Origin of the sequence: Virgibacillus senegalensis (genome assembly GCF_000821245.2) — a bacterium.
GTDB classification, from domain to species: domain Bacteria; phylum Bacillota; class Bacilli; order Bacillales; family Amphibacillaceae; genus Sediminibacillus; species Sediminibacillus senegalensis.
Genome location: NZ_LN611425.1, coordinates 785,326 through 811,883 on the forward strand (window position 1 = coordinate 785,326; position 26,558 = coordinate 811,883).

Sequence of the window (26,558 nt, forward strand, 5' to 3'; positions counted from 1 at the left end):
TTTTTTATCTCTTGTTTCTGGAGGTTTCCTTCCCTCATATCCTTTCCAGGAATACGGCCAGTCCTTTCTGACCCAGCTCAGCATATCTTTTCATCTTCGACTTATTCGTTAAGATGATGCGGACTCGTGGAAGGATTATATTCTGCCCGCGGCAGGTTCACCTTCTATGCGTTGCCCCTGACTGTAATATTACTTACAGCCTTCGGTTCGGATTTGCTTCTCAGCATCCCCGTTTCATTCCGCATTGATAATCTGGAAAATTTCTTTTCCAGACGGCAAACTGCTTTTTTCCGGGTTGGGCGGCAGGCCTATACACCTGCTGCTGTCCGGTAATTAAGCAGCATTCTCACCAAACATGACTCCTACTTTTTCTCTTATTTGGTTAATGAAAATGGCGGTTGTTTTAGATTTGTTGATGGCGCCTGAAAGCTTTCGCAACGCCTGGGACATTAAACGGGCTTGCAAACCGACGTGTGCATCTCCCATTTCCCCTTCGATTTCCGCTTTTGGCACAAGGGCCGCAACCGAGTCGACAACCACCATATCAACCGCTCCACTCCGCACTAGTGCCTCCGCGATTTCCAATGCCTGCTCTCCAGTATCCGGCTGAGATAAAAGCAACTCATCGACGTTTACACCAAGCTTTCTAGCATAAACGGGATCTAAGGCGTGTTCCGCATCGATAAATGCAGCTTGTCCACCTTGGCGCTGCGCTTCCGCAATGGCATGCAAGGAGACAGTCGTTTTACCAGAGGATTCCGGTCCATAAATCTCTACGACGCGTCCCCGTGGGTAGCCACCAACACCAAGAGCCACATCCAATGCCAACGAACCGCTCGGTACAGTGGCAACCTGTTGCTCGGCCCTTTCGCCGAGTTTCATGATAGACCCTTTGCCAAATTGTTTTTCTATCTGTTTCAACGCCATATCTAAGGCTTGTTTACGATCACTCAAATTATTTCCTCCTTAATAGTAAGCTATTATTATCATAACTTGTTTTATGAGATTTAACAAGTCAAAAGCGAATAAATGTTCCCTTTTTTTCTGTTAAGAACTAGTCGCTAAATAGGTTGTTTTCCAAGGATAAAACGGAAATTTGCATCAAATCGCATACCTTAAAACAAAAATTTAATTTTTTGCAATGCTTCCTTCCAGATTTCACCTGTACTAGTGAACCAGCGAGCAGGTTCCTGAAGAAAAACAAAAAACTTGCAGAAAACCAGGTTTTCTGCAAGTTGATCATTCGATTCGAAGGAATGACCATATAGCTATTTTAGTTGGTACAATAATTCTAATCCTTTTTTGACGGTTCGCGCCCGAATCGCCTCCCGATCTCCCTGGAACTGATATTGGCAGACGAACGTTCCTTTTTGCTTTTGAGAGATTCCGATAAACACCGTGCCAGGGGGATTTCCTTCCGATTCGTCCGGACCAGCGACACCGGTAAAGCTGATTCCTACATCAGCATGAAACTCAGAAGCAATATGAGCAGCCATTTCCTCTGCACACTGCCTGCTAACGGTCCCAAATTTGTTAATGGTCTCAGCACTTACCCGTACTGCAGATTGTTTAACAGCAGCGGAATAGCAGACAACACTTCCGGTAATGACGTGGGAAGCACCTGGGACAGACACTAGTCTGCTGGTGAACATTCCTCCAGTTAAACTTTCGGCTGCAGCTACTGTGAGTTTTCCATCTGTTAACTTCTCCACGACTTTTGATTCAAGGGTTTCCTCGTCATACCCATAAAAGAATTCTCCGACTCTTTCCAAAATGTCTTTTTCCGTTTTATCAATCAATTGTTCTGCATCTTGTACGGTAGGTGCATTAGCTGTCAGCCGTACAGCTACTTCTCCTTCCGATGCAAGCGGGGCAATAGTTGGGTTTGTTTGTACAGAAATGAGAGGCTGCAGCTGATGCTCGAGTTGAGATTCTCCAATACCGATAAATCGCAGCATACGTGATTGAATAACGGTTTCCAACTCATATTTGTCTTTAATATAAGGAAAAACATGCTCTTCCGCAATTTGTTTCATTTCTCTTGGAACCCCTGGCATAAAAATCCAGGTGACACCATCCATTTCGATTGCCATTCCGGGTGCCATCCCCACCCGGTTAGGCAGAACCCGCGAACCGCTAAATACCAACGCCTGTTTCCGATTGTTAGGCGTCATTTCCCTGTTGTTTCTTTCAAAATAGGAAGTAATATTTTGAAGGGAAGCTTCATCTATTTTGACATCTACTCCATAGATCTCTTGGAAAGCATCGCGCGTCATATCGTCTTCGGTAGGACCAAGTCCTCCGGTGACAATCACGATATCCGATCGTTTGCCGGCAATAGCAAACACCTGCTTCACTCTGTTCAAATTATCACCCACCACACTATGGTGGTAAACATGGATACCATGATCTGCAAGCCGTTTAGATAGCCATTGTCCGTTCGTGTTCGATATTTGCCCCAATAACAATTCAGTTCCGACGGCAACTATTTCTGCGTTCACCTGTTTCATTATTTAGAATCCCTCATCACATGCCAGTTTTTAAGGAAATAATCGTAACCAGATATAATCGTTACAACCATGGCGGCATACAGACAAATCACCCCGAACGGGAAACCTAGATAAGCAAACGGAAAATTGTGAAGCAGGAGAGCGGATATGGCGACAATTTGCAAAACTGTCTTCAATTTCCCCATTTGGCTTGCAGCGAGAACAAGTCCTTCGCCAGCTGCAACAAGCCGCAGGCCCGTTACAGCGAACTCTCGGCTGATAATCACAATGACCACCCATGCAGGGGCACTCCCCATCTCGACCAAAAGAATTAAAGCAGAAGCTACAAGTAGTTTATCTGCCAAAGGATCCAAAAATTTTCCCAAATTGGTGACAAGGTTATATTTTCTGGCATAATAACCATCAATCCAATCTGTAGTGGAAGCCAGAATGAACAATAGCCCAGCTGTAAAATGGGAAATAGGCAACTCCTGATTACCGATATTCCAACTCCCCCATTCGAAAGGGATCGTCAATAACAGGATGAAAATCGGGATTAAAAAAATGCGTGACATGGTAATTTTATTTGGTATATTCATAATGGTATCCTCCAATTCAACTTTAACCTTAATCCTTAGTCAAAAATAAGGACCATTCCCTTCCACAACTGCCTACTGACAGTTATTGACTGGGAACAGCCCCGACACTCAAAAAAAACTTACTCTTGCTGTTCTGTTTCGTCCACAACCTCAATGAAGACACGCTGCACAGTGTTACCGGACATCTCAGGTATTTCCAAAGGAACACCTGCAATGGTAATTTCAATCGGATCCGGGTTTCCAAAACGAATCATAAACTGATCGGCCCCTGATAAATCCTCTTCCAACGGAGAATTACTCGCACCAAACATACCACTATATAATTCGTTATCTTCTCCCTCTGTTATTTCCAGCCAATGATCGCTTTCCGAAGAGACTTCCACAACGAGCTCTTCTCCTGGATTGACCAGTTCAATATTTGTCACCTGATCATTCCCTTGTGTACCTTGGTCGACTACATTCAGTTCAGGCTCTGCCTGTTCTTCCTCTTCATCTGTGGCATTCTGTTGATCCTCTTCTTCTGACTGTTCATCATCAGCGGCTTCATTGTTACTGTCGCCATCTTCCTCTGTATCAGAGGAAGATGGGTCACCGACATATACTTCGTCCTGGTCCTCAGTCTGCTGGTTCGTTTGCCCCGAATCCCCTTCTTGGGATTGCTGGTATAGGTACCAAACAGTAAACAAAATGCCGATCACGAGTATCGCCACGATTACAGTCGGCAAAAAGGAAAAGACAGCCGGACTTTTAGAAGAAGCGGTATTCTCTTTCCTGCTACGTTGCACCCTTGTGTACTGTACTGCACTTTCATCACTTGCAGAAGGAAGTTCGTTTTTGTGCTCTTCCATAAGTACATCAGGATCTAAATCTACAGCTGCAGCATATTCTTTGATAAAAGCCCGCACGTAAAAATTCCCAGGCATCACACTGAAATTTTCTTTTTCAATCGCCTGCAGATAACGGGTCTGAATCTTTGTCATCTGCTGTATTTCTTCCAGGGAGAGATTTTTAGCCTCCCTTGCTTCTTTCAGCCGTTCACCAATTGCCATAATCAAAACACCTTCCAATTCTAAAAATCAAACATAGAAAAGCCCCCGTTATCACCAAACTTGGACCTTTCGATTGGTTCGTACTTAATTTCTTCGTTCTCATCATTCCTTAGTTCGATAATGTAGTCAAAATCATTCAGGCTGTATTCTGTCTGCTGAACAAATATATCAGGGTGTTCGACTACCTTCACTGCGGGAAGCCGCATAATTTCCCGCACAAGCTCCCAGTGTTTTTCGCTTGCGCGCTGTGTCGAGACAATACCATCAATGATATAGATATTGTCCACATTGTATTCATCCTTGATTAACTTGCTACGGATTGTTTGTTTTAATAACGTGCTCGATACAAACAACCAGCGCTTATTGGCACAAACGCTAGAGGCGACAATCGACTCTGTCTTGCCGACCCGAGGCATTCCCCTGATGCCTATTAGCTTATGCCCCTCTTTTTTAAATAATTCCGCCAGAAAATCGACAAGAAGGCCTAGTTCATTTCGCACAAAGCGAAAAGTCTTTTTATCGTCAATATCACTATGTATGTACCTTCCATGTCTGACCGCCAGCCTGTCTCTGAGCTTAGGTTTTCTTATTTTGGTCACATTGATGGTTTTCATCGTATCCAGGATGGATTTCAACCTGGTAATTTGTTCATCTTTTCTTGACAACAGCAGCATACCTCTTCGGGAATCCTCCACCCCATTGATCGAGATGATATTAATAGATAACATCCCCAGTAAAGAAGATATGTCCCCTAATAAGCCAGGACGATTATGCTGTATTTCATATTCAAGATACCATTCTGTTTTTTCCATAGAAAAGCTCCTTCACCTATATCAGGAAGCCGTTGTATCCGTTAATAAATGGCTTTAATCTTATCATAAATGATTTTTCACTTTTAGAAAAGGACATTATTCGGTTTACTGTGTATAAATTCCACAATTTTTTCAGACTAAACTAATATATTGGATAAACAAATCCGTTCACCTTCCATGCTGAACGGCCGATTAATCTCCATCTCTCCCTTTGGAAAAAAATAAAAGCTTGTAGAAAAAAAACATATGTTTTCTCTACAAGCTTTGACTCCCGCTGGTGAGCGGGAGTCTTTTTTGATATTACTTAACTTTTGCTTATCTGCCTGTACCCTCATTTTGGACCATTTTTACCATAATATTAGCAATGGCACGCTGTTCATCCTTCGAAGCAGCGTTCCACAAGTCGCGTAATACTGCTTCCTGATCATTTTCTGCATCCACCTGCTTGGATAAGTATCCGCCAATTTCAAAAGCAAGATCAGAAATGGTATTTTGATCCATACCCTGGCCTTGAGCCTGGTGTAGACGGTCACCAAGAAAATCCTTCCAAGATTCAAAATTATCGAGAACTGACATCTTTTTTCCTCCTTCAATCTCAACTTTCAAGCTTAGCATTTGATTTATGCAGAACTTTATACATTCAGATGAAGAAGAAATTTTTGCTCTTTACCATGCCCCGGTCACGTTAATGATTTCACCTTGAACATAACTAGAACGTGGATCAAGTAGAAAGGCGACAGCATTGGCTACATCCTGAGGATGTCCAGCACGGCCCGCCGGTATTTCTTCCAAGATTGATTGTCTTTCCTCAGAAGAAAAACCATGATTCATTCTTGTATCGATAAACCCTGGACTAATGCCGTTGATGTTAATCCCACTTGGTGCCAGTTCTTTGCCGAGCGATTTCACAAAACTGTTCTGAGCACCTTTCACGGAAGAATAAACGACTTCACAACTCGCTCCAGTTGCTCCCCAGATCGACGAAACCACTACAATATATCCAGTTTGTTTTTCAATCATGGACGGTATCACATGCCTGCTGATCATCCATAATGCCTTCACTTGCATCGTCAGCATGATGTCCATCGTACCCTCTTCCGTATCCTGGAACAATCCGATATGACTCGTTCCACTGGCAAATACCAAGGCATCGACATGCAGGTCAAGTCTTTGTATAAATATCGAGATCCCTTCATTGGTCTGCAAGTCACCATGAAGGATGGCAAGCACCGCTTCCTGGGGGAGGGATGATGCAAGTTCATCAACCGCCTGACGATTACGGTTATAATGCAAGATTACTTGATATCCCTCTTCTACCATCCTTTGGGCGATAGCTCTGCCGATTTCTCCACTTGCTCCAATGATGAGACAATTTCCCCGTTTTCTCATTGTATCATCCATTCAACCTTGTTCCGGAACAATCTGACAGACAGTAATACGGTCTTCCTCCACCCAGTGTTCCATAAATTCGTTTGCTTGCTCAACGGTAAGTGATTCGATTGCAGGCAGTACTTTGAATAAATCAATGCCTAGCAGATGGTAATGGATGAACTGATTGGATACAAATTCCAAAGAATTCATCGCCCGAAGGAATTGACCGATTTTTTTCCGTTTCATCGTGTTAAATTCTTTTTCGGTTAATTTATTTTCCTTTAAACCAAGCAACATCTGTTTGACTCTTTCAGCAAGTTCTTTTGGTTTTGCGGTATTACCACCGATAACAGAAAAACCGAAGGAACGCTCGATATTGGTCTCAAATTGAAAAGAGTTGTCGATTAAGTCTTGTTTATAAAGCTCCTGGTAGTATTCACCACTTTTAGAAAAGTAATAATCAAGCACCATTTCGGTCAACAACTCGTCTCTCAGGAAAGCTTCATCCGAGCTTCGATCTACTTGTTCCTTTATACCGATCATGCATTTGGAAACAGAAACAGGCATTTCGATGATGTTTTCTTTCATCGCGACATGTTCTGGTTCCTCTGGAAACTTCCGCTGCAATTCGGAAGCCGGATCGAACTGCTTGCTGTCTTGATTTTGCTTAATCAATTGCATCATTTCTTCCGGCTCGAAATTACCGGCAAGGAAAAAAGTCATGTTGGAAGGATGATAGAACGTATTGTAGCAAGTGTACAAATCATCTTTCGTGATTTCACTTATTGATTTGACAGTTCCTGCAATATCAATTTGAACTGGATGATTATTAAACAAACTTTGTATCGTGCCAAAAAATGAGCGCCAGTCCGGCTGATCATTGTACATTTCAATTTCCTGGCCGATGATTCCTTTCTCCTTTTCGACAGACTGCTCTGAAAAGTAAGGATCCTGGACAAAATCAAGCAAGGTCGTTACGTTTTCTTTAATATTGCTCGTAGCCGAGAATAAGTAAGCAGTCTTGGTAAAAGAAGTGAAAGCATTTGCTGAAGCTCCCTGTTTGGTGAAATCCTGAAAAACATCCCGGTCTTCTTTTTCAAACAGTTTGTGCTCCAAAAAATGAGCAATGCCATCCGGGACAGTAATAAAGTCTTTCTCACCTAACGGAACGAACGACTGATCGATGGAACCGTAATCAGTGGAAAAAATACCGAATGTCTTGGCCATTTCCTGCTTTGGCAGAAGGAATACCTGCAGACCATTGGCAAGTCTCTCAGAATAAAGTGTTTCTTTTAATTGATCATAGCTAGTTTTATTCATTGGTGTAACCCCCTTTGCTTGTCAAGAAATAAACCGTATCCTGTTCTATTTTTTCGCCAACTTCCAAGACATCCTGTCTGGATACTTGTTTCACGCTCTCAATCATTTGATCCGGTGTGAGGCTCGTATCAGCCAATACTTGATGGTAAAGAAGCTCAATCAGTCCTTGAGGGTGATCCATCGTTTCCAATAGCTGATTGACGACGAGCTCTTTTGTATCCTTTAATTGTTCTTCCGTAAACTCCCCATCTTTCATCAGCGCCATTTGCTCATTGATAATATCTCTCGCTTGTTCATAATCTTTTGGAGCAATTCCACTGAAAACGAGCAGCAATCCTTTATGACTTTCGAATCGGGATGCGGCATAATAAGCGAGGCTGTGTTTTTCCCTTACATTCATGAATAATTTAGAACTTGGGAAACCGCCGAACAATCCATTAAATACTTGCAAGCCATAATACAAAGGGTCGCCAAAAGTGATATTCGTCCGATATCCCAGATGCAGTTTTGCCTGTTGCACATTTTGTTCCTCGACAATGGTGTTGATATCTTGCACAGATTTACTTTTAGTCGCTGACCGAGAATTGATTTTGCTTTCTCCAAGTTTTTTTGTGAAAGCAGATTCTATCAATCGCTCTGCTTTTTCAGCCGATACATCACCGAGGACATAGACGTCCATTTGATCTTCGGACAGCATCTTTTGATAATAACGGTAAAGGGAAGTCTCATTTATTTCGGATAAATCTTCGGCATAACCATGGACGTGCAGACGATATGGCTCATCCTTGCACATTTCGTCGATTAACCGCATATTTGCATAGCTCATTTTATCATCGATGATCGAGTCGATTTTTTGTTTCAACGTTTGCTTTTCCCTTTGGACAATCGATGCGTCAAATTTGTCCCCATCTGATTTCGGATCGAATAATATACCGCTAAGCATTTCTACAGCGCTTTCCAGTATTTGTTCCTCTGTTGCCAAAAAGGTTTCATTGGCAGTTTCCAGGCGTAGCGTAATGATATGATTTTCTCCCTTTTTGGCACCATCCACTCCGAGTACCGCGCCATATAAATCATCTAATGCCGTACGAAGTTTCCGCGCACTGGGATATTTGTTGGTTCCTTGCTGGAGAATGTAAGGAAGCAAAGCCCTGCTCGTTATCGTGTCCCTTTCCAATGGTGCTTTTAATTTTACAACGACATTGGTTGTCTTATATTTTTTGCTAGGAATGACATGCAAACGATACCCACTTTTTTCTATGAGTTTTTCCTCTATTTTGTCCATTCGTTTTCCTCCCTTGGCGATATATAGATATAGCATTTGATTATTTCCTTAATCTATCCTCGTATGTATCATTTCCCCTGTAATAGTTAGTTTAACGAAAAACAAACCCGGTAACAAATACCAGGTTTGTAAATTGCAAATTTTATCTGCTTCCTTTTATATATGGTACCCCATTTGCCTTTGGTGCTTCTGCCCTGCCGATGAATCCTGCGAGAGCCAAAATCGTCAATACGTAAGGAGCTATGAGCAGGTAAATTTGCGGTACGTCCTCTAGAAAAGGGATACTGGAGCTGATCACACTCAGACTTTGAGCAAAACCGAAAAACAATGCCGCTCCCATTGCTCCTAACGGATGCCATTTACCAAATATTACGGCGGCTAATGACATAAATCCCTGACCGACAATGGTGGACTGAGAGAAGTTCAAGGCAATGGTCAATGCGAACACGGATCCGCCCAATCCTCCCATAGCGCCTGATATCAGAACAGCCACGTAGCGCATTGCATAGACGTTGATACCGTTCGTATCGGCTGCCATCGGATGTTCGCCGACTGAACGCAAACGCAAACCAAAAGGGGTTTTGTATAAAACATACCAACCGATTACTGCCAGTATAATCGCCAGATAGGATGTCAGATACATATCCTGAAAGAATAGCGGACCCAAGACCGGGATGTCTCCAAGAACTGGGATATCCCTAGTATAAAAAGGTTGAGAAACCATGTCCGTTTGTCCTTTGCCGTACCACTGCTTGGTAAGAAATACACCAAGTCCCAAAGCTAGAAAGTTAATTGCTACTCCGCTAACAACCTGATCAGCTCTGAAAGTGACTGAAGCAAGAGCATGGATAAGCGAAAAAACGGCCGAAACGACCATCGCCACCAAAATGGAAATCCATGGTGTCGCGGCACCTAGTACATCGGCAAAAGCAAGATTGAACACTACCCCTACAAAAGCCCCCATGACCATTAGACCTTCCAGTCCGATATTCACGACACCGGATCGCTCACTAAATACGCCGCCAAGAGCTGTGAAAATCAGTGGAGCAGAAAAGAACATTGCAGGAGGAATGATCGATTGCAAAATATCTAAGATACCCACTTATTTTCCCTCCTTCTTAAAACGAAGCAATACCCAACGAATGATATAACTTGATGCAACAAAAAAGATAATCAGGGCAATGACGATTTCAACCAGCTCTGAAGGAACATCTGCTGCCGTAGGCATGTTAAGCGCCCCGATTTTCAACGTTCCAAACAATAGTGCCGCTAAAACGACACCGAAAGCGTGATTGCCTCCAAGAAGTGCAACCGCGATTCCATCAAAGCCAAGATTCGTAAAAGCGGAATGTGTTGGCATGTAACCGAAAGTTCCAAGACCTTCCATGGCACCGCCCAGTCCTGCAAAGGCACCAGAAATAACCATGGCAAGGATGATGTTTTTCCCCACATTCATGCCGGCATATTCGGAAGCATGCTGATTGTATCCGACAGAACGTAGTTCAAAGCCTGCAGTAGTCTTTTCAAGTAAAAACCACATCACGACGGCCGCAGCCAGAGCAAGCAATATCCCGTAATGGATACGTGAATAGCTTGTTATTTCCATCAGCCAATTGGATGCAAGGGAAGCGGTATCCTTGATAGGATCTGAAGTATCCTGCTTCTCACTAAGCACGGTCCGGATAAGCGCATTGGAAACATGAAGCGCAATATAGTTCATCATAATCGTAATGATTACTTCATGAACACCTAGCTTCGCTTTAAGCAATCCAGGAATAAATCCCCAAATTGCTCCGGCTAGAGCTGCTGCCAAAATTGCCAAAGGCAGATGGATGACCAATGGTGCATCAAAAGCCGCCCCTACCCAAACGGAAGCGAGCCAGCCGACGATTACTTGGCCTTCAGCACCAATATTGAACAACCCACTCCGAAAAGCGAATGCAACTGCAAGCCCCGTAAATATGTATGGAGTTACCTGACGGATTGTCTCGCCGATGTAATAAACATCTCCAAAGGATCCATCCCATAAGGCTTGATAGCCAAAAAATGGGTTGTAACCGAAAGCAGCCATGATAATAGCGCCAGCCAGTAAGCCCAATAACACCGAAATGACAGGTACAAGAATATTGAACATACGGTTAGTAAACACTAGCGCCCACCTTCTTTCTCTACAGAACTTCCAGCCATAAGCAATCCTAATTTCTGTTCATTCGTTTCGGAAGGCTTTACGTTCGCCACAATCTTGCCGTCGAACATGACAGCAATCCGGTCACTGACATTGAGAATTTCATCGAGTTCAAAGGATAACAGCAATACTGCCCGGCCTTTGTCACGTTCCTCAATCAATTTTTTATGAATGAATTCAATCGCACCGACATCCAGCCCGCGAGTCGGCTGAGCAGCTATCAACAAATCCGGGGACCTGTCCACTTCACGCCCGATAATCGCTTTTTGCTGATTACCACCTGACAAGGAACGGGCTTTCGTGTACTCATTCGGTGTCCTTACATCATATTCTTCAATCAACCTTTTGGCGTGTGAATAGATGTTTTTATAGGACAATAGGCTTTTCTTGGCAAAAGGCTTCTTATAATAGGTTTGCAGGACCATGTTTTCACCAATTGGAAAATCGAGCACCAGTCCAAATTTATGCCGATCCTGTGGTATATGTGAAACACCTGACTCTGTCACTTTTCTAGGCGGCAGATTGGTAATCGCTTTTCCATTCAGAAAGATAGAGCCTGCTTCGGCTTTGCGAAGCCCTGTAATCGCCTCGATTAACTCTGATTGCCCATTTCCATCAACACCTGCGATACCGACAATTTCCCCTGCTCTCACATTCAAATCGAGCCCTTTTACCATTTCCACTTTGCGACTGTCCTGAACGTGTAAATCTTTTATGGAAAGAATGTGATCCTTAGGCGAGGCTTCCGTCTTCTCCGTCGTAAAACTAATTTCTCTTCCTACCATAAGAGATGCGAGCTCATCAGGGCTTGTTTCATTGACATTGACCGTACCGATACCCTGTCCTTTCCGGACGACGGTACATCTATCGCATACTTCCATGATTTCCTTTAATTTATGTGTAATCAGAATGATTGATTTCCCTTCCTTGATCAAAGATTTCATGATTTCAATCAATTCTTTGATTTCTTGTGGCGTAAGAACAGCAGTAGGCTCGTCTAATATCAGTACCTCGGCTCCTCGATATAACGTTTTCAGAATTTCAACACGTTGTTGCATTCCGACGGAAATGTCTTTTATCCTGGCCCTGGGATCTACCTTCAAACCATATTTATCCGAAAGCTCTGCCACTTCCTGTTCCGCTTTCTTTAAATCGATCCTGCCACCTTTTTTCGGCTCACTGCCAAGAATAATATTTTGAGTTACGGTAAACGTATCAACAAGCATAAAGTGCTGGTGTACCATTCCGATTCCCAAACTGTTCGCTACGTTTGGATCTGTTATTTTGACAGTTTTGCCGTTTACGCGGATTTCTCCCTTCTCGGGCTGGTACAAACCGAACAAAACGTTCATCAGCGTTGATTTTCCTGCTCCGTTTTCCCCCAGCAAGGCATGGATTTCCCCTTCCTGAACCTGAATCGTAATATTATCATTTGCAACAATTCCAGGAAACTCCTTGCGTATGTTAAGCATTTCTACAACATAATTCTCCAAGTGTATTTCACTCCCTAACATGCGGTCGAGTTCAACCTTTCTGTTTTCAGAAGAAAAAGGCTAGATATTTCTAGCCTTTTTCTATCCACTTTCCTGCCTTTTTACAGAGATTCCAAATAGGTTTCTAAATCTTCTTCTGTACTTGGAACTTCCACTTCACCATCAATAATTTTTTGTTTCCAATTGTCAATTTCCCCGATCATTTCTTCCGTCATTGCTTCTTCATTCGACTTCGCAACAGATACACCATCATCCTCCAAGCCGAACTCAAGAATTTCTCCGCCAGGGAAATCGCCGTTCATAGCCTGACCAGCTACTTCCTGTACGGCTATATCCACACGTTTTACCATAGAGGTTAGGGTGACATTGTCATCCCCGATTGCTCCTTCTTCATGTTGGTCACGGTCTACTCCGATTACCCAAACGTTTTTGGAAGGATCGTTTTTCTTAATGTCTTTGGCTTGAGCAAATACTCCATTCCCTGTAGCTCCGGAAGAATGGTAAATCACGTCCACTCCACTGTTATACATATTGGAAGCTATGACTTTTCCTTTATCAGGAGCACCAAATGATTCCGCATATTGGACGTCTACTTCAATATCTGGATTGACAGCGGCGACGCCGGCCCGGAAGCCTGATTCAAATTTCTTGATCAATTCACTGTTTTCACCGCCGACAAAACCTACTTTATCCGATTCTGTCTTCATGGCTGCAGCCACTCCGACTAAGAAAGAACCTTGATGTTCCTTAAACGTAATGTTTGCAATGTTATCGGCTTCCGCGACAGCATCCACCAATGCAAATTGTTTATCTGGATTCTGCTCGGCAACTGTATTCAAAGCATCAGTCAGTTTAAAACCAATACCAAAAATCAAATCATAGTCTGCTCTTACTAAACCGTTCAAGTTCGGCATAAAGTCTGCATCACTTTCAGACTGGGCATAATCGTACCCTTCGCCTTCCTCTAGTCCGTTTTCATCACCAAAAGCCTTGAGACCTTCCCATGCGGATTGGTTAAACGATTTATCATCAACCCCGCCAACATCCGTGACCATAGCAACTTTAAAGTCAGAAGATTCTCCACCCTCCTGGCTTTCCCCAGAATCAGAAGATTCTCCACCGCTTTCTTCGGAAGAGCCGCCGCATGCGCTTAGGACAATTCCAGCTGTAAATAGCAAAGCAATCAATAATAGCAAACGATTTGTTTTCAACATTCCTACCCCCATCATGTTAGTTTTTATCTAGTATTGCATAAACTCACCTGCTAAACAGTGCCGGCACATCACCCCCCTAAGTGGCTTCCCCTATAATTAAAAGCGCTTTCTAATCACATAGAAACTGAATACGTCTGCCCTGAAATAGTTACAAGAGTACAACACAGGTTCATCTGTTTCTGTATAATGCATCTGCTTCAAAAGCAGCATTGGCTGATCGGGCTGGCAGCCAAGAACAGGAGATATCACCTCATGATAACCTACAGGTTCAATATGGGTTACCGTATAACTGACATGTTTGCTGCCATAGTCTTCCAACACTTGAAAAATGGAATCTTGATTATGTATTTTTTCTATAGGAATCAAGTGTTCTAAAATACTATCGATACAGTATACGACAGGTTCACCATCGGCAGTCCGGACCCGTTCGATTTTAGCCAACGTTTCAATTTCGATCGGTGAAAATCTGTTTTTATCTTCTTCAGAAGCCTCCACCAATTCGGTCGATAGGTACTGGGTCCCCGGCGTTTTTCCGGATGAGGCAATCATTTCAGTCACACTTGTTAAATGCTCGATGCCTGCTGAGAAAACAGGTTTTGGGTTTACGAAAGTACCTACACCATGGCGTCTGGTCACGATGTTTTCTTCCTCCAACAGACGGAGCGCTTCTCTTAACGTCGCTCTGGAAACCCCGAGACGCTTAGACAACTCAAATTCGGAAGGTAATTTTTCTTTCTCCTTATACCTTCCATTCTCTATGTCCTGTTTCAATTGATCGATTACTTGAAGGTATAAATGGCGAGAATCTGCTTTAATGGTCATAATCGTACCCTCCGGTGATAGTTCCTATTTTTATGCAGGAAACATCTAGGTAAATAGTAATAACGATAATGATAGAAAAAATCCTATATTAATAGGATGTCAGAGAACTGACCTCTGACAAGTCATTCTTTGTTCGAAATAAATATAACACTTTTGATCTAGTAAATAAACAGGAATTGGACAAAAAACGACAGAATTTTTTAGTTTTATATCAATTTTGGTAACCATACTAATTTTCTTGCAATTAATTCTTGGATTTATGCCCAATTGCGTCTCTATAATTAGTTCTCCATGAAATGTGCTCGTGTAATTTTTGGCACACTTTACGAACTACTATCACCAAAAGGGATACTATTACCTTCACTATAGAGCCATATAAGGTTTCGAAATGTAAAGACCTAAAACATAAGAAAATCTCCCCCTTCTCTTCGCAAGGGGGAGATTAAAAAAGAGTTCTATGAAGTTTTTTCTTCCTCTTGTTGTGAAATTAACACGGTTCTTGGTTTGCTTCCCTCATACGGTCCGACAATTCCTCTAGCTTCCATTGCATCAATCAACCGTGCCGCTCTAGTATAACCAATACGGAATCGTCGCTGAAGCATCGAAACACTCGCACTTTGCATCTCTAAAATCATTTGAACAGCATCATCGAATAATTCATCATCTACTTCTTCATTAACTTCTGCTTCCTCATCCGGTATCATTTCTTCCTGATATTGCGCTTTTTGCTGATCTATACAATGATCCACAATCCGCTCCACTTCTTCATCTGAAAGAAAAGCACCCTGGATTCGGGTAGATTTGGATGCTCCTACTGGAATGAACAGCATATCGCCGCGCCCTAGCAATTTCTCCGCTCCACCGGAGTCCAGGATTGTCCGTGAATCAGTTGCAGAAGATACACTAAAAGCAATCCTTGAAGGTATATTGGCTTTTATTACTCCTGTAATAACGTCTACAGAAGGACGCTGTGTCGCAATAATTAAATGAATACCGGCAGCGCGGGCCATTTGTGCCAAACGGGTTATAGCGTCTTCTACGTCGTTGGATGCAACCATCATTAGATCTGCAAGCTCGTCCACCAGCACCACAATATAAGGTAAAAGTGGCTGGTTGTCGCCATCCGATTGATTATGTTTCTTGATAAATTCGTTATATCCTTCGATATTTCTTGTTCCAGTATCGGAAAATAATTCGTATCGGCGTTCCATCTCGGAAACGACTTTTTTTAAGGCGCGTGAAGCTTTTTTAGGATCTGTAACTACCGGCGACAACAAGTGAGGGATCCCGTTATAAACATTCAGCTCAACTTTTTTCGGATCAATCATCATCATTTTTACTTCATGCGGTTTGGCACGCATGAGTATACTCGTGATAATACCATTGATACAAACACTTTTCCCGCTTCCAGTTGCGCCTGCCACAAGCAAGTGGGGCATCTTGTTCAGCTCGCCCATGACTGCATCTCCCGAGATATCCCTTCCAAGTACGAACGAGAGCTTAGACCCCTGTTGTGCCTGCTTTGTTTCCAATACCTCACGAAGGGAAACCGTGGCAACTTCACTATTTGGAACTTCTATTCCAACAGCAGACTTACCAGGGATCGGTGCTTCGATACGGATATCTTTAGCCGCTAAAGCTAACGCCAGATCATCATGAAGATTGACAATCTTACTAACTTTCACCCCGACATCAGGATATACTTCATATTTTGTCACAGCAGGTCCTACATGTACTTTCGTGACTTTTGCTTTGACACCGAAGCTTTGGAACGTTTTCTCTAGTTTTCTAACCACTGCCTGAATCTGAGACCTTTCCTGCTGTTGGGTATTATGTTCAGGTTCAGCCAACAACGACATGGACGGCAGTTTGTAATCAAAGTTTTCCGCTTCTGTCATTGGGAGGGATTCAGCTATTTCTCCTTCATCTACTTCATTTGCTTGTGCAGAGGATTCCTTCTCCGTTTCCGATTGATTAGCTGCTTCTGCCGACTGTATATCAGCCGAATAAGCAATATCGGTAAAATCCTGGATTACCGGTTCCTCTACAGAGGACTCTTTGGCATCTTCCAATGAATTGTCGGCAACATCTTCTGAAGGAGCAGACTGTTTCTTCTTCTTTGGAACAGACTGCTTTTTTTGATGCAGCTTTTTCATTTGCTTCCACTGACTGTTGAAGAAATCGGCTGTACCCTGCCACGCTTTATCGAGTATCTCACCGATTGAAAGCTCCGTAAGAAAAAGAACGCCTATCACCATACCGAACACTGCTACTATTTTAGCTCCTGCCGCTGAGAATAAGAAATAACCAAAAGCAAACAATAAAGCACCGACCATACCGCCTCCCAAATTGGCAGATGGTACATCTCCCCCTATATACGAAAGAATGTTATCCCATGTCGTCACAATGATCGATGTATTCAACGATTCCTGTAATAGTGATTCAAAGGTTTGTATATGCGTGATCAATAGAACACTGGAAAAAATGATATATAACCCTATCATTCGCTTATGAAGCAAATAAGGCACTCTTCGTTTAATAATCATCAGGATTCCGGTTACCATTAAAAATAGGGAAGCTGCGAAATACCAGATTCCAAAGAAAAACCGAAAGATGTTTTCCAGGCCTGCCGGTATCGCTCCGTCGCTAATAGCGCTCGCGCCGCTGCCCAAAACGGCCAAGAACACGAACAAAATTCCAATTAGCTCTAATTTAACTTGTGTTTTTAATTGTGCTTTCTTTTTTTTGTTTTTTTTCTTTTTTGCCATTTGATTCACCTCTGTACTCCTAAATAACCGTCAGTCGCCCTATGTAGTTAAACCCTTGCCATTCGATGACAAGGGTTGATAATTATTGGCAAGATTACCCACTGGCCTCTACTGTTATTATAGCACAGAGTATGCGCAATGAAATCGATAGAAATGTTTTTAATGATGGGAAATAATCGCTCCCGGGGCATATGTTTCATTAAGGTAGTCTTGAGGGTTTGTCGAAATCAATTGCAGAACCCTGAAAGACCCATCCTTATTTCGCTCTGCGTGTACAGTTCTTCCATTTATCGTAAGGAATTGCCGGTTGGCATATGCCTCTTGATCGATTCCGAATATGTCAGCTTCAGACAACGGAGTGTATAAAATCATTGCAGGATCTCTCCCGACTGTTTTTTCTCTTCTATCAACTCATTCAGCTTTTTCATGGCTTCCATGACACCACCTACCCCATCAATCAATCCGAAATCCACTGCATCGGCTCCAACAACGTTTGTCCCGATATCCCTGGTTAGATTTCCTTTTGCAAACATCAGATCCTTAAATTTCTCCTCATCGATTTCTGAATGTTGTTTGACAAAATTGATAACCCGCTCCTGCATTTTATCCAGGTACTCAAAGGTCTGAGGTACACCGATTACCAATCCTGTCAATCGGATCGGGTGGATGGTCATGGTTGCCGTGGGGACGATAAAAGAATAATCGGTCGAAACCGCTATCGGAACTCCGATGGAATGTCCGCCTCCCAGTACGATTGAAACAGTCGGTTTAGATAGAGAAGCGATCATCTCCGATAATGCCAAACCGGCTTCTACGTCTCCGCCTACAGTATTCAACAATACCATCAAGCCTTCAATTTTCGGATTTTGCTCGATGGCGACAATTTGCGGAATCAAATGTTCATACTTCGTTGTCTTATTTTGGGGAGGCAGCTGAACATGGCCTTCAATCTGACCGATGATTGGCAATACATGAATATTCGAATCAGGTGCCTGTGGTACTGTAGACTGACCCAGCTGCTGGATTTTTTGCACAAGTGATGATTGGTTATTCTGATCCTGATTATTTTGTTTGGATGTATCTTTTCCCATTATTAACCTACGCTCCTTTTCAAAGGCATGTACCTAGTATGTAACAGTGCCACTACTTACATACACACCGATGAAGGGAAGAAATTACCCACGGGCTATCGAAAATACAACATGACTTACGATTTATCTTTGAGCAGCCTTGCTGTCAGGAAGGAAGCCTTGGTGAAAATCCCGCAAGTAAACTTTTTTGGCTTACTGAGGAAGGTGAAGTCTTAGAAAGCGTAGTATCTTGCCGGAGTGATTCAAAGCACGAATCAAACAACAGCATAAAAAGAGGTCTATCTAAGGATAAGGAATAACAATAAAAAACAAACGAATTCGATTGTCAAAAGAATTCGTTCGTTTTTTTGGTAGTCATACTTTTGTCCTGACCTCTTAAAGGAAAACTATTGCTTACTCGCCAATAGTTGTATTAATTGATTTCTTTCCTCTCCCGTCAATGGAACAAGCGGCAGGCGGACACCTCCAACATCCATGCCTTTGATCTGTAACGCTGTCTTTACAGGGGCCGGAGAGGGTGCCATAAATACTCCTTTCATGATAGGAAGCAGCTCTCGATGAAGGCGGGAAGCCTTGCCAGTATCACCTGCTTCATATGCTGCCAGCATTTCCTGCATTTCGTTTCCAATAACATGAGAAGAAACCGACACCACACCATTTCCTCCTATTGCGGTAATCGGAAGTGTCAAGCTGTCATCCCCACTATATACAGTGAATTGATCACCAGTATTTTGTATAATAGTCGAGATAGCATCCAAATCGCCGGTCGAATCTTTAATGGAAACAATGTTCGGTATTTTTGCCAGTTCGATTACGGTTTCCGGAGTCATTCTTACAACCGAGCGACCAGGAATATTATACAGCATGATCGGCAAAGTAGTTTCTTTGGCGATGGAAGCAAAGTGTTCATAGATCCCCTTCTGATTCGGTTTATTGTAGTAAGGTACGACGAGCAATAACGCATCCACACCCACTGACTCGGCCTTTTTAGAAAATTCAATTGTCTCATACGTGTTATTGCTTCCAGTACCCGCAATAACAGGTACTCGATTAGCAACATCTTGGACAACATGCTTAAAAACCGCTAATTTTTCTTCCTTTGTAAGGGTCGGTGATTCACCTGTCGTCCCAGCTACTACCAGTCCATCCGAACCGTTCTCCACCAGATAATTCACCAATTCTGTTGTTTTCCCCAAGTCAATATTCCCCCGGTTATCGAAGGGGGTGACCATTGCTGTTAGCACTTTGCCGAAATTCATGTCAATAAGAACTCCTTTCATCTTCACTTCATGCGTTTGTTTGGTTAGTTAAGAGTAGCAGGTGGTAAACCACCTGCTTGTGTGCTGATCTTCTAATAGATTTAATTCTGCTGTATATCCAGCTCGAAAGTATGATGAAGTGCATTTACCGCGGCTACAAGGTCTTCTTCATGGATTAGCACCCAAATAGTCGTATGACTGTCTGCAGATTGTAAGATATGAACGCCTGCATCTGTAAGCGTCTGGACTATTTTTGCTGTCACTCCTGGAACTCCCGTCATGCCAGCTCCTACCAAGGAGACTTTTGCACAGTCTTTCGTGATGATCGGATCGTAATCCAATCTTTGCAGCAATTCGACAGCCTGGTCTGTAAACCGCTCTGGTATAGTGTATACCACACCGGTAGGAGAAATATTTATAAAATCGACAGAAATTCCGGCAGCTGCCATTGCTTTAAAAACTTCTGAATGCAAGCGGTAAGGTTCCCTGTTCGTATTTACTCTTACTTGGGTAATATCAGAAATATGCGCAATTCCGGTTATAAGCCTGTCTGGAATATCTTTTCCTCGTGCAGATTCCCGCGATGAGGTAACCAAAGTTCCGGTATCCTTTGAGTGGGTAGACCGGACTCTGATCGGAACTTTTGCCTGCATCGCAATTTCCACGGCACGCGGATGGATAACCTTTGCACCTTGATATGCGAGATTGCAAATCTCTGTGTACGTGACGACATCCAATATTCTTGCAGACTCTACCACCCTTGGATCTGCTGTCATAATCCCTTCTACGTCGGTGAAAATGTCGATATAGTCAGCACCAAGCCCTGCACCCAGTGCAGCGGCCGACGTGTCACTTCCACCTCTTCCGATCGTTGTGATTTCTCCATCTTCCGTTTTCCCTTGGAAGCCTGCAACAACTACGACATCATACGTATCCAATTCCTTTTTGACCCGGTTCGGATTCATTTCCTTGATCTTTGCTTCTGTAAAGTCTCCATTTGTAATGAAACCAGCCTGTGCACCAGTGAGAGAAATCGAATGAATCCCGGCCTCTTTTAATTCGTTAGAAAACACGACCGAAGCAATCGTTTCTCCGCAGGATAACAATAAATCCTGCTCCCGTTTCGATATTTGCGTACGCGGAAAGTTTACAAGCTGGAGCAGGGCGTCCGTCGAATAGGGATCCGGAAATCTTCCCATTGCCGAAACCACTACTACCACTTTATATCCTTCGTCAATCGCATCTTTAATATGTCCAGCGGCACTTGCCCGGCTGTCCTTATCCCGGACAGAGGTACCACCGAATTTTTGAACAAGAATTTTTTTCATACATACACCTCAAAGTTACAGCAAATTATTTTTAATAAGACTTTCTGCAATTTGCACAGAATTCCATGCTGCCCCTTTTAGTAGATTATCAGATACCACCCAAAGGTGAAAGCCTTTCGGATGATCAGGATCCTTTCTCACTCTACCGACAAATACATCACTTTTGCCTGCTGCACTCAGCGGCGTTGGATATTCCTGGTTTGATGGGTCATCCTCTAGCGTAATGCCATCCGCGTCTCGCAATACGTCATGGATATCAGCTGCTTCAAGTCCGTCTTTTTCTACCTCAATATATACACTTTCTGCATGAGAAGTGAAAAATGGAAGCCGAACACATGTTGCCGCAACTGGCAGGTTGGGTGCATGCATGATTTTCTTCGTTTCATTAATCATTTTCATTTCTTCAAATGTGTACCCATTGTCCTGGAAGGTATCAATTTGTGGAAGAGCATTAAATGCGATCGGAAAATGTTTTTTATCTCCTTTTACAGGGAGAATGTCAGCTTCCAATTCCTCGCCGTTCAAAAATGCTTGTGATTGTTCACGTAATTCTTCCGCTGCTGAAGTCCCAGCGCCTGATACTGCTTGATAAGTAGACACGATTACTCGGGAAATACCATGGGTTTCTTTTATCGGCTGAAGAGCAGCCACCATTTGAATCGTTGAACAATTCGGATTGGCAATAATGCCTTTATGATTGGAAAGATCCTCTTCATTTACTTCCGGTACCACAAGCGGAACTTCTTTATCCATACGGAAAGCACTTGTATTGTCAATGACTACTGCGCCTCTGTCGACTGCCTCGCGGGCAAGACTTTTGGATACGGAACCTCCCGCCGAAAACAAAGCGATTTGTACTCCTTCAAAACTTTCTGGAGTAGCTTCTTCTACCGTATATTCTTCACCTTTAAACATTATTTTTTTACCAGCTGAACGGCTGGAAGATAGTAATTTCAAGCTGGCTAATGGAAAATCTTTTTTCTCGAGTGTCTCTAGCATTTTTTGTCCTACTGCTCCTGTTGCCCCTACTACAGCAACATGATATCCTTGTTGGTTTTGCATGATGAAAAATCTCCTCCCTGATAAATTCGGTATCTGTTACGTTTTTCAGTTTAATTTCTCATAGGCTTTATTCTAACATAATAGAAGTCAGGAAGGTATAGAAAGGGTATGCGTCCTTATTTTCTTACAATCAGAACCGGCTGCAATTGTTTGAATTGGAGAGCACTTTCCACCGTATCCTGTAGCAAATTCATTTCTGCTACCAGGGAATTCGGCTTTTTGTAAGGGTCATCCTGGCCATATGGGACGAAATATATCAACTTCGTTGCCATCAGTCGCATTAAATTGACCCCATTCAATCCGAGCGCATCATTTGTTGAGATCCCAAGGACGACGGGATTGCCGTTGCGAATGGTAGCTTTTGCGGCCATTAAAACAGGAGAATCTGTCAAAGCGTTTGCAAGTTTACTCATTGAATTTCCTGTAAGCGGGGCGATCACCATACAATCGAGAGGATATTTCGGTCCAAGTGGCTCAGCTTCCGGTATGGTCGTAATCAATTCTTTCCCGGTAATATCTTTTATTCTCTGCAGATGTTCTTTTGCTTCCCCAAACTTGGTGTCGGTGTTTTGGACCGTATAGGAGACGACTGGGACAACTTCGGCTTTTGCCTCGACCAATTTTTCCATTTGTGGGAAGACTGCTTCATAGGTACAATGAGAACCTGTAAGCCCAAAACCTATTCTTTTTCCTTCCAATGACATCTCACTTACTCCCTTCCGAAATATATTCCGTCAAAATTTGGGACACTACTCTACCTAAAATGGCACCTGCGGTTTTCGGAGCGACAATACCTGGTAATCCCGGTGCAGGCATAGCTTTGATGCCCCGCTGCTCGGCAAATTTAAAATCAGTTCCGCCCGGTTTGGAAGCTAAATCAATAATAAGAGCATGGGATTTCATCGGCTGGATCACTTCTTTGGTGACTACCATGGCAGGTATGGTATTAATGAGTAAATCGCAATTGAGGGAATGTGCTGTCAGCTCCTCTAATGGAAAGGGGGTCAATCCCATTTCTGTGATCCTGGCGAGATCTGGTTTATGTTTAGAGCCGACGGAAACACGGGCTCCAAGTGCGGAAAACTTGCTGGCAAGTGTCATCCCAACCCTTCCTAATCCAAGAATGATGACCTCGCTTGAATGGATAGTGAAATCAGTATGCTGGATGGCCATCATGATGGTGCCTTCCACCGTGGGAATCGAATTATATATGGCGACATCATCCCGGTTGAATAAAGGAATCAATTGTAATTCGGCCGCTCCTGTCGCTTCATCTAAAAATGAAGTAGTAATACCTGAAAATACGATGCAGCCCTTTTTCAATGATTGAAACCATTCTTTTTTCAGCTGAATTTGTTTATCGGAAAAGACCGTTTCCACATATCCCTGTTGATCTGTACCGGGAACAGGAATAATTACAGCATCTAATTCATTTGGTTCAAGTTCTTCCAATTCTGCTTGTTTAGCTCCTGTAAAGCCTCGATTCAGCTGATCAAAGCCGATTATGGTCAGTTCCATGCTGGGGTTTTTAGTTAAGTGTCTGATTAATTCCAAATATCTTGCATCACCGCCAATAATAGCGATATTCATTTTAGTATCCATTACTTCACCTCGCGTAGGGATAATGCGTCTCTGTTTATACTATGAAATATGCCATGGTTAGTGACTGTACACTACTCCAGGAATATGAAGCAGTGTCCAATCCCCTTAATAAATAAGACCCTGCCGTTCCATAAGTACAACCATTTCTCCCTAGAAAAGCAAAAATAAAAAGGCTTACAGAAAAACCGAGGGTTTCCCTGCAAGCCTATATAAGTGTGTGATCCTAAATCAAAAAATCAGGAATCGATTATAATCATATCTTCACCGATTTTTTTGATATCTTCCCATCTAATTCTTACGTTTTCCCCTTCTTTTTTCATTCCGAACCATTTATAGTTAGGCAGGATGAAGGATTCTATTTGACCTGTTTCTTCATTAAACTCCAAATCGGTGTGTCCCAAAACACCTAGTCTTGTCCCACTACCCACATCCACGATTTCTTTTCCACTTAAATCCTTATATCGCATGTTTTTCCCATCCTCCCACGTTAATTAAGCTTTACATATTCTTGTCTTTCATTGTATGTGGGACTACAAAAAACATGATTAGAAACGATACATTTTAGGTAGGAGCTGATTAAAAAATCAAGGCGAAATCAATGCACTTGAATGCTTGCGCTCAAAAAGAGAATGGATCATGCGATTGGTCGACTCATGTGTCACTTGATCGATTTCTTTTATCATCTCATCAAGCGTTCGGTGCCTATTTAGTATCAATTCGTTTTTGCCATTCCGGCTCATACGGCTGTTTGTACTTTCGAGACTTAGCATTAAATTGGCTTTCAGCTGTTCTTTACTATTGTGCAGCTCTTTATCAGTCAACCCGGTTCTCTTCAACTCATCAATCGTTGCCTCGATTGTTTCTTGCAGTACTGGCAGCTGATCTTTTCCCGTGCCAGCATAGATGGTAAGCAATCCGTCATCTATAAAAGAACTATGATAGGAAAAAACTGAATAAGCAAGCCCTCTTTGCTCCCGCACTTCCTGGAACAACCTGGAACTCATACTGCCGCCGAACACATTGTTCATGACAATCAAACTATAGATCGATTGATCGTCAACTGGCAGTCCTTGATAGCCAAGGCATAAATGCGCCTGTTCGGTATCTTTTTTTCTTTCTATGTGTTCCGCCATGAAAGAAGGGGCTTGATATTCAAAGCGATTGCTTGTTGTATGATAGCCTCCAAATAGTTTTTCAACTTGTTTAAAATAACTTTCATCAACATTACCAGCCACAGATATCACCACATTGCCCGGGGTGTAGTGGGTATCTTTATATCGCTGCAAATCTTCCCGGGTAAACGATGCTAGGGTTTGCTCGGTACCGAGGATAGGAAAAGCTAACGGATGGTTGCCGAAAGAAACTTCGGACAGCATATCGTGGATAATATCATCTGGTGTATCTTCAGACATTTTTATTTCTTCATACACGACTTTCTTTTCCCGTTCCAGTTCTTCTTCAGCAAAAGTGGAGTGGAAAAACATATCTGCCAATATCTCCAATGCAAAATCTTTATAAGAATCCAGTACTTTTGCATAGAAGCATGTATACTCTTTAGAAGTAAACGCGTTAACCTGGCCCCCGATTGCGTCAAACGCTTCAGCAATATCGCGTGCAGACCTGGTAGTCGTTCCTTTGAAGAACATATGCTCCAAGAAATGAGAGATTCCGTTGTTTGCCAATGACTCATTACGTGAACCCGTCTTGATCCATATTCCTACTGTTACAGATCTTACTGACGGGATATCTTCCAGTACTACTCTTAATCCATTGTCGCAAGTATATTTTTTAAGCAAATTGAATCCTCCTATATCTTCCTCAACTGCAGTCTATCGTTGTTCGCTAAGCAATCGATCAATTGCAGCAATTTTATAGCCTTTCTGCTTAATCATCTCGATTAGCTCATCTAAACCATTGTTCACTACATCTGTCGGGTGCATTAAAATCATTGCGCCGGGATGCACTTTTTCCTCTACCCGTTTTATCATAACCGGGACAGTAGGTTTTTGCCAATCAATAGTATCCACCGACCAAAGCACCGTTTCCATATCAAGCTCGGCCGCAATTTGAACAACTTGGTCATTAAAACTGCCACTCGGCGGAGCAAACCACTTTGGTGTCTCTCCTGTTATGGCTTTGATAATTGCATTTGTCTGTTCTATCTGTTCCCGGTTTGCAGCAGCTGCTAACCTTTTCATATCCGGGTGGTTATATGCATGATTCCCAATAGTATGCCCTTCTTCCTGAATCATCTTTACCAAATCGGAATGTTGGCTTGCCCACTTTCCCTCAATGAAAAAATTAGCTTTTACGTTCTTTTTCCGCAATGTATTCAGGATGCTAGGAATATTTTCAGTTCCCCAGGCAACATTGATCAGCAAGGTCACCATGTTCTTTTTTGGATGGCCCCTGTATACAGGAGCTGCCGGCAGATCCCCAAATGTAATCCGGGGCGGGATTTGCTCCATAACAAGCAGTGATTTATCAAACTTTCCAGCTTGCTTCATCTTAGAGAGAGATGCTTCCACATTAACCTGTAATCCGTTTCTGCCAGGCATTTTCTTCCAAACCCTGTCTATTTTTGCATTATCTGCTTTCTCGTTCAAATGTTGTGCTTGCTCGTGGATTTCTTTTTGCCATCTGTCCTCTTCGGAATTACTGACTGGAATCGCTTCAGGAAGAAGCTCCAGGTTATTATATTTAAAAGGATTAGCGGCCACCGGGAAAAATGCGCCCGCCAATAATAGACAAACACCTATCTGGATAATCAACCGTTTCACTTTGATCCCTCCTCTTTTATATCTATGAG

At 42.8% G+C, this 26,558-nt stretch carries 24 protein-coding genes and 1 pseudogene; all 25 read right to left on the reverse strand.

Going from position 1 to position 26,558, the window contains the following annotated elements; genetic code table 11:
* Window positions 1–348: 348 nt before the first annotated feature.
* A pseudogene (gene recA, locus BN1067_RS14750) lies at window positions 349–954 on the reverse strand (recombinase RecA); the annotation flags it as partial.
* A gap of 314 nt (window positions 955–1,268) precedes the next feature.
* The gene (locus BN1067_RS14755) at window positions 1,269–2,510 is read right to left on the reverse strand and encodes a competence/damage-inducible protein A (RefSeq protein WP_053219597.1); all 1,242 of its coding nucleotides are present in this window, start codon (window positions 2,508–2,510) and stop codon (window positions 1,269–1,271) included.
* Complete coding sequence (gene pgsA / locus BN1067_RS14760) at window positions 2,510–3,088, reverse strand: CDP-diacylglycerol--glycerol-3-phosphate 3-phosphatidyltransferase (protein WP_053219598.1); 579 nt, start codon at window positions 3,086–3,088, stop codon at window positions 2,510–2,512. The genes BN1067_RS14755 and pgsA overlap by 1 nt, the downstream gene beginning before the upstream one ends.
* A gap of 119 nt (window positions 3,089–3,207) precedes the next feature.
* Window positions 3,208–4,137, reverse strand: a complete 930-nt coding sequence (locus BN1067_RS14765) for a helix-turn-helix domain-containing protein (protein ID WP_053219599.1) — start codon at window positions 4,135–4,137, stop codon at window positions 3,208–3,210.
* 20 nt (window positions 4,138–4,157) lie between these two features.
* Window positions 4,158–4,949: a YmfK family protein gene (locus BN1067_RS14770; RefSeq protein WP_053219600.1), complete on the reverse strand. Its 792-nt coding sequence runs from the start codon at window positions 4,947–4,949 to the stop codon at window positions 4,158–4,160.
* Window positions 4,950–5,264: 315 nt separating this feature from the next.
* A complete protein-coding gene (locus tag BN1067_RS14775) occupies window positions 5,265–5,525 on the reverse strand; it encodes a DUF3243 domain-containing protein (protein ID WP_053219601.1) in 261 nt (86 codons plus the stop codon).
* A 90-nt stretch (window positions 5,526–5,615) separates the two neighbouring features.
* On the reverse strand, window positions 5,616–6,350 hold the full coding sequence (ymfI, locus tag BN1067_RS14780; protein WP_234400710.1) for an elongation factor P 5-aminopentanone reductase: 735 nt from the start codon (window positions 6,348–6,350) through the stop codon (window positions 5,616–5,618).
* Window positions 6,351–7,640 (reverse strand): EF-P 5-aminopentanol modification-associated protein YfmH, encoded by a 1,290-nt coding sequence (yfmH, locus tag BN1067_RS14785; protein ID WP_053219602.1) that lies wholly within the window; start codon window positions 7,638–7,640, stop codon window positions 6,351–6,353.
* Window positions 7,633–8,925, reverse strand: coding sequence for an EF-P 5-aminopentanol modification-associated protein YfmF (gene yfmF, locus BN1067_RS14790; protein WP_053219603.1), 1,293 nt, complete (start codon window positions 8,923–8,925; stop codon window positions 7,633–7,635). Before yfmF ends, yfmH begins: the two co-directional genes overlap by 8 nt.
* 142 nt (window positions 8,926–9,067) lie before the next feature.
* The gene (locus tag BN1067_RS14795) at window positions 9,068–10,021 is read right to left on the reverse strand and encodes an ABC transporter permease (RefSeq protein ID WP_053219643.1); all 954 of its coding nucleotides are present in this window, start codon (window positions 10,019–10,021) and stop codon (window positions 9,068–9,070) included.
* 6 nt (window positions 10,022–10,027) lie between these two features.
* Window positions 10,028–11,059, reverse strand: a complete 1,032-nt coding sequence (locus BN1067_RS14800) for an ABC transporter permease (RefSeq protein WP_053219644.1) — start codon at window positions 11,057–11,059, stop codon at window positions 10,028–10,030.
* A 14-nt stretch (window positions 11,060–11,073) separates the two neighbouring features.
* On the reverse strand, window positions 11,074–12,582 hold the full coding sequence (locus tag BN1067_RS14805) for an ABC transporter ATP-binding protein (protein ID WP_234400744.1): 1,509 nt from the start codon (window positions 12,580–12,582) through the stop codon (window positions 11,074–11,076).
* Window positions 12,583–12,704: 122 nt separating this feature from the next.
* Window positions 12,705–13,817 carry a BMP family lipoprotein gene (locus BN1067_RS14810; RefSeq protein ID WP_053219605.1) on the reverse strand — a complete coding sequence of 371 codons (1,113 nt, stop codon included), beginning with the start codon at window positions 13,815–13,817 and terminating at the stop codon, window positions 12,705–12,707.
* 96 nt (window positions 13,818–13,913) lie between these two features.
* Window positions 13,914–14,639 (reverse strand): GntR family transcriptional regulator, encoded by a 726-nt coding sequence (locus BN1067_RS14815; protein WP_053219606.1) that lies wholly within the window; start codon window positions 14,637–14,639, stop codon window positions 13,914–13,916.
* A gap of 455 nt (window positions 14,640–15,094) precedes the next feature.
* The gene (locus tag BN1067_RS14820; RefSeq protein WP_053219645.1) at window positions 15,095–17,407 is read right to left on the reverse strand and encodes an FtsK/SpoIIIE family DNA translocase; all 2,313 of its coding nucleotides are present in this window, start codon (window positions 17,405–17,407) and stop codon (window positions 15,095–15,097) included.
* Window positions 17,408–17,566: 159 nt separating this feature from the next.
* On the reverse strand, window positions 17,567–17,779 hold the full coding sequence (locus BN1067_RS14825) for a YlzJ-like family protein (RefSeq protein ID WP_053219607.1): 213 nt from the start codon (window positions 17,777–17,779) through the stop codon (window positions 17,567–17,569).
* A complete protein-coding gene (locus BN1067_RS14830) occupies window positions 17,776–18,498 on the reverse strand; it encodes a ClpP family protease (RefSeq protein ID WP_053219608.1) in 723 nt (240 codons plus the stop codon). Before BN1067_RS14830 ends, BN1067_RS14825 begins: the two co-directional genes overlap by 4 nt.
* A gap of 386 nt (window positions 18,499–18,884) precedes the next feature.
* Window positions 18,885–19,757, reverse strand: coding sequence for a 4-hydroxy-tetrahydrodipicolinate synthase (gene dapA / locus BN1067_RS14835; RefSeq protein WP_234400711.1), 873 nt, complete (start codon window positions 19,755–19,757; stop codon window positions 18,885–18,887).
* A gap of 101 nt (window positions 19,758–19,858) precedes the next feature.
* Complete coding sequence (gene dapG, locus BN1067_RS14840; RefSeq protein WP_053219610.1) at window positions 19,859–21,085, reverse strand: aspartate kinase; 1,227 nt, start codon at window positions 21,083–21,085, stop codon at window positions 19,859–19,861.
* Window positions 21,086–21,100: 15 nt separating this feature from the next.
* Complete coding sequence (gene asd, locus BN1067_RS14845; RefSeq protein WP_053219611.1) at window positions 21,101–22,147, reverse strand: aspartate-semialdehyde dehydrogenase; 1,047 nt, start codon at window positions 22,145–22,147, stop codon at window positions 21,101–21,103.
* Between the two features lie 116 nt (window positions 22,148–22,263).
* Window positions 22,264–22,851, reverse strand: a complete 588-nt coding sequence (dpaB, locus tag BN1067_RS14850) for a dipicolinate synthase subunit B (RefSeq protein ID WP_053219612.1) — start codon at window positions 22,849–22,851, stop codon at window positions 22,264–22,266.
* Between the two features lies 1 nt (window position 22,852).
* Window positions 22,853–23,749 carry a dipicolinic acid synthetase subunit A gene (gene dpaA, locus BN1067_RS14855; protein ID WP_199868538.1) on the reverse strand — a complete coding sequence of 299 codons (897 nt, stop codon included), beginning with the start codon at window positions 23,747–23,749 and terminating at the stop codon, window positions 22,853–22,855.
* 236 nt (window positions 23,750–23,985) lie between these two features.
* Window positions 23,986–24,216, reverse strand: coding sequence for a YlmC/YmxH family sporulation protein (locus BN1067_RS14860; protein ID WP_053219613.1), 231 nt, complete (start codon window positions 24,214–24,216; stop codon window positions 23,986–23,988).
* A 117-nt stretch (window positions 24,217–24,333) separates the two neighbouring features.
* Window positions 24,334–25,545 carry a M16 family metallopeptidase gene (locus tag BN1067_RS14865; protein WP_053219614.1) on the reverse strand — a complete coding sequence of 404 codons (1,212 nt, stop codon included), beginning with the start codon at window positions 25,543–25,545 and terminating at the stop codon, window positions 24,334–24,336.
* Between the two features lie 33 nt (window positions 25,546–25,578).
* A complete protein-coding gene (locus BN1067_RS14870; protein ID WP_110943513.1) occupies window positions 25,579–26,529 on the reverse strand; it encodes a polysaccharide deacetylase family protein in 951 nt (316 codons plus the stop codon).
* Window positions 26,530–26,558 lie beyond the last annotated feature (29 nt).

Bases quoted from the DNA above. Each gene is read 5' to 3' on its own strand.
- pgsA (WP_053219598.1), bottom strand. From the start codon at position 3,088: ATGAATATACCAAATAAAATTACCATGTCACGCATTTTTTTAATCCCG.
- dpaA (WP_199868538.1), bottom strand. From the start codon at position 23,749: ATGGATACTAAAATGAATATCGCTATTATTGGCGGTGATGCAAGATAT.
- asd (WP_053219611.1), bottom strand. From the start codon at position 22,147: ATGCAAAACCAACAAGGATATCATGTTGCTGTAGTAGGGGCAACAGGA.
- BN1067_RS14755 (WP_053219597.1), bottom strand. From the start codon at position 2,510: ATGAAACAGGTGAACGCAGAAATAGTTGCCGTCGGAACTGAATTGTTA.
- ymfI (WP_234400710.1), bottom strand. From the start codon at position 6,350: ATGGATGATACAATGAGAAAACGGGGAAATTGTCTCATCATTGGAGCA.
- BN1067_RS14805 (WP_234400744.1), bottom strand. From the start codon at position 12,582: ATGCTTAACATACGCAAGGAGTTTCCTGGAATTGTTGCAAATGATAAT.
- BN1067_RS14830 (WP_053219608.1), bottom strand. From the start codon at position 18,498: ATGGGAAAAGATACATCCAAACAAAATAATCAGGATCAGAATAACCAA.
- BN1067_RS14815 (WP_053219606.1), bottom strand. From the start codon at position 14,639: ATGACCATTAAAGCAGATTCTCGCCATTTATACCTTCAAGTAATCGAT.
- dapG (WP_053219610.1), bottom strand. From the start codon at position 21,085: ATGAAAAAAATTCTTGTTCAAAAATTCGGTGGTACCTCTGTCCGGGAT.
- yfmH (WP_053219602.1), bottom strand. From the start codon at position 7,640: ATGAATAAAACTAGCTATGATCAATTAAAAGAAACACTTTATTCTGAG.
- dapA (WP_234400711.1), bottom strand. From the start codon at position 19,757: ATGAATTTCGGCAAAGTGCTAACAGCAATGGTCACCCCCTTCGATAAC.
- BN1067_RS14825 (WP_053219607.1), bottom strand. From the start codon at position 17,779: ATGATTTTATACACTCCGTTGTCTGAAGCTGACATATTCGGAATCGAT.
- BN1067_RS14775 (WP_053219601.1), bottom strand. From the start codon at position 5,525: ATGTCAGTTCTCGATAATTTTGAATCTTGGAAGGATTTTCTTGGTGAC.
- BN1067_RS14810 (WP_053219605.1), bottom strand. From the start codon at position 13,817: ATGTTGAAAACAAATCGTTTGCTATTATTGATTGCTTTGCTATTTACA.
- BN1067_RS14820 (WP_053219645.1), bottom strand. From the start codon at position 17,407: ATGGCAAAAAAGAAAAAAAACAAAAAAAAGAAAGCACAATTAAAAACA.
- BN1067_RS14765 (WP_053219599.1), bottom strand. From the start codon at position 4,137: ATGGCAATTGGTGAACGGCTGAAAGAAGCAAGGGAGGCTAAAAATCTC.
- BN1067_RS14860 (WP_053219613.1), bottom strand. From the start codon at position 24,216: ATGCGATATAAGGATTTAAGTGGAAAAGAAATCGTGGATGTGGGTAGT.
- BN1067_RS14770 (WP_053219600.1), bottom strand. From the start codon at position 4,949: ATGGAAAAAACAGAATGGTATCTTGAATATGAAATACAGCATAATCGT.
- dpaB (WP_053219612.1), bottom strand. From the start codon at position 22,851: ATGTCATTGGAAGGAAAAAGAATAGGTTTTGGGCTTACAGGTTCTCAT.
- BN1067_RS14800 (WP_053219644.1), bottom strand. From the start codon at position 11,059: ATGTTCAATATTCTTGTACCTGTCATTTCGGTGTTATTGGGCTTACTG.
- yfmF (WP_053219603.1), bottom strand. From the start codon at position 8,925: ATGGACAAAATAGAGGAAAAACTCATAGAAAAAAGTGGGTATCGTTTG.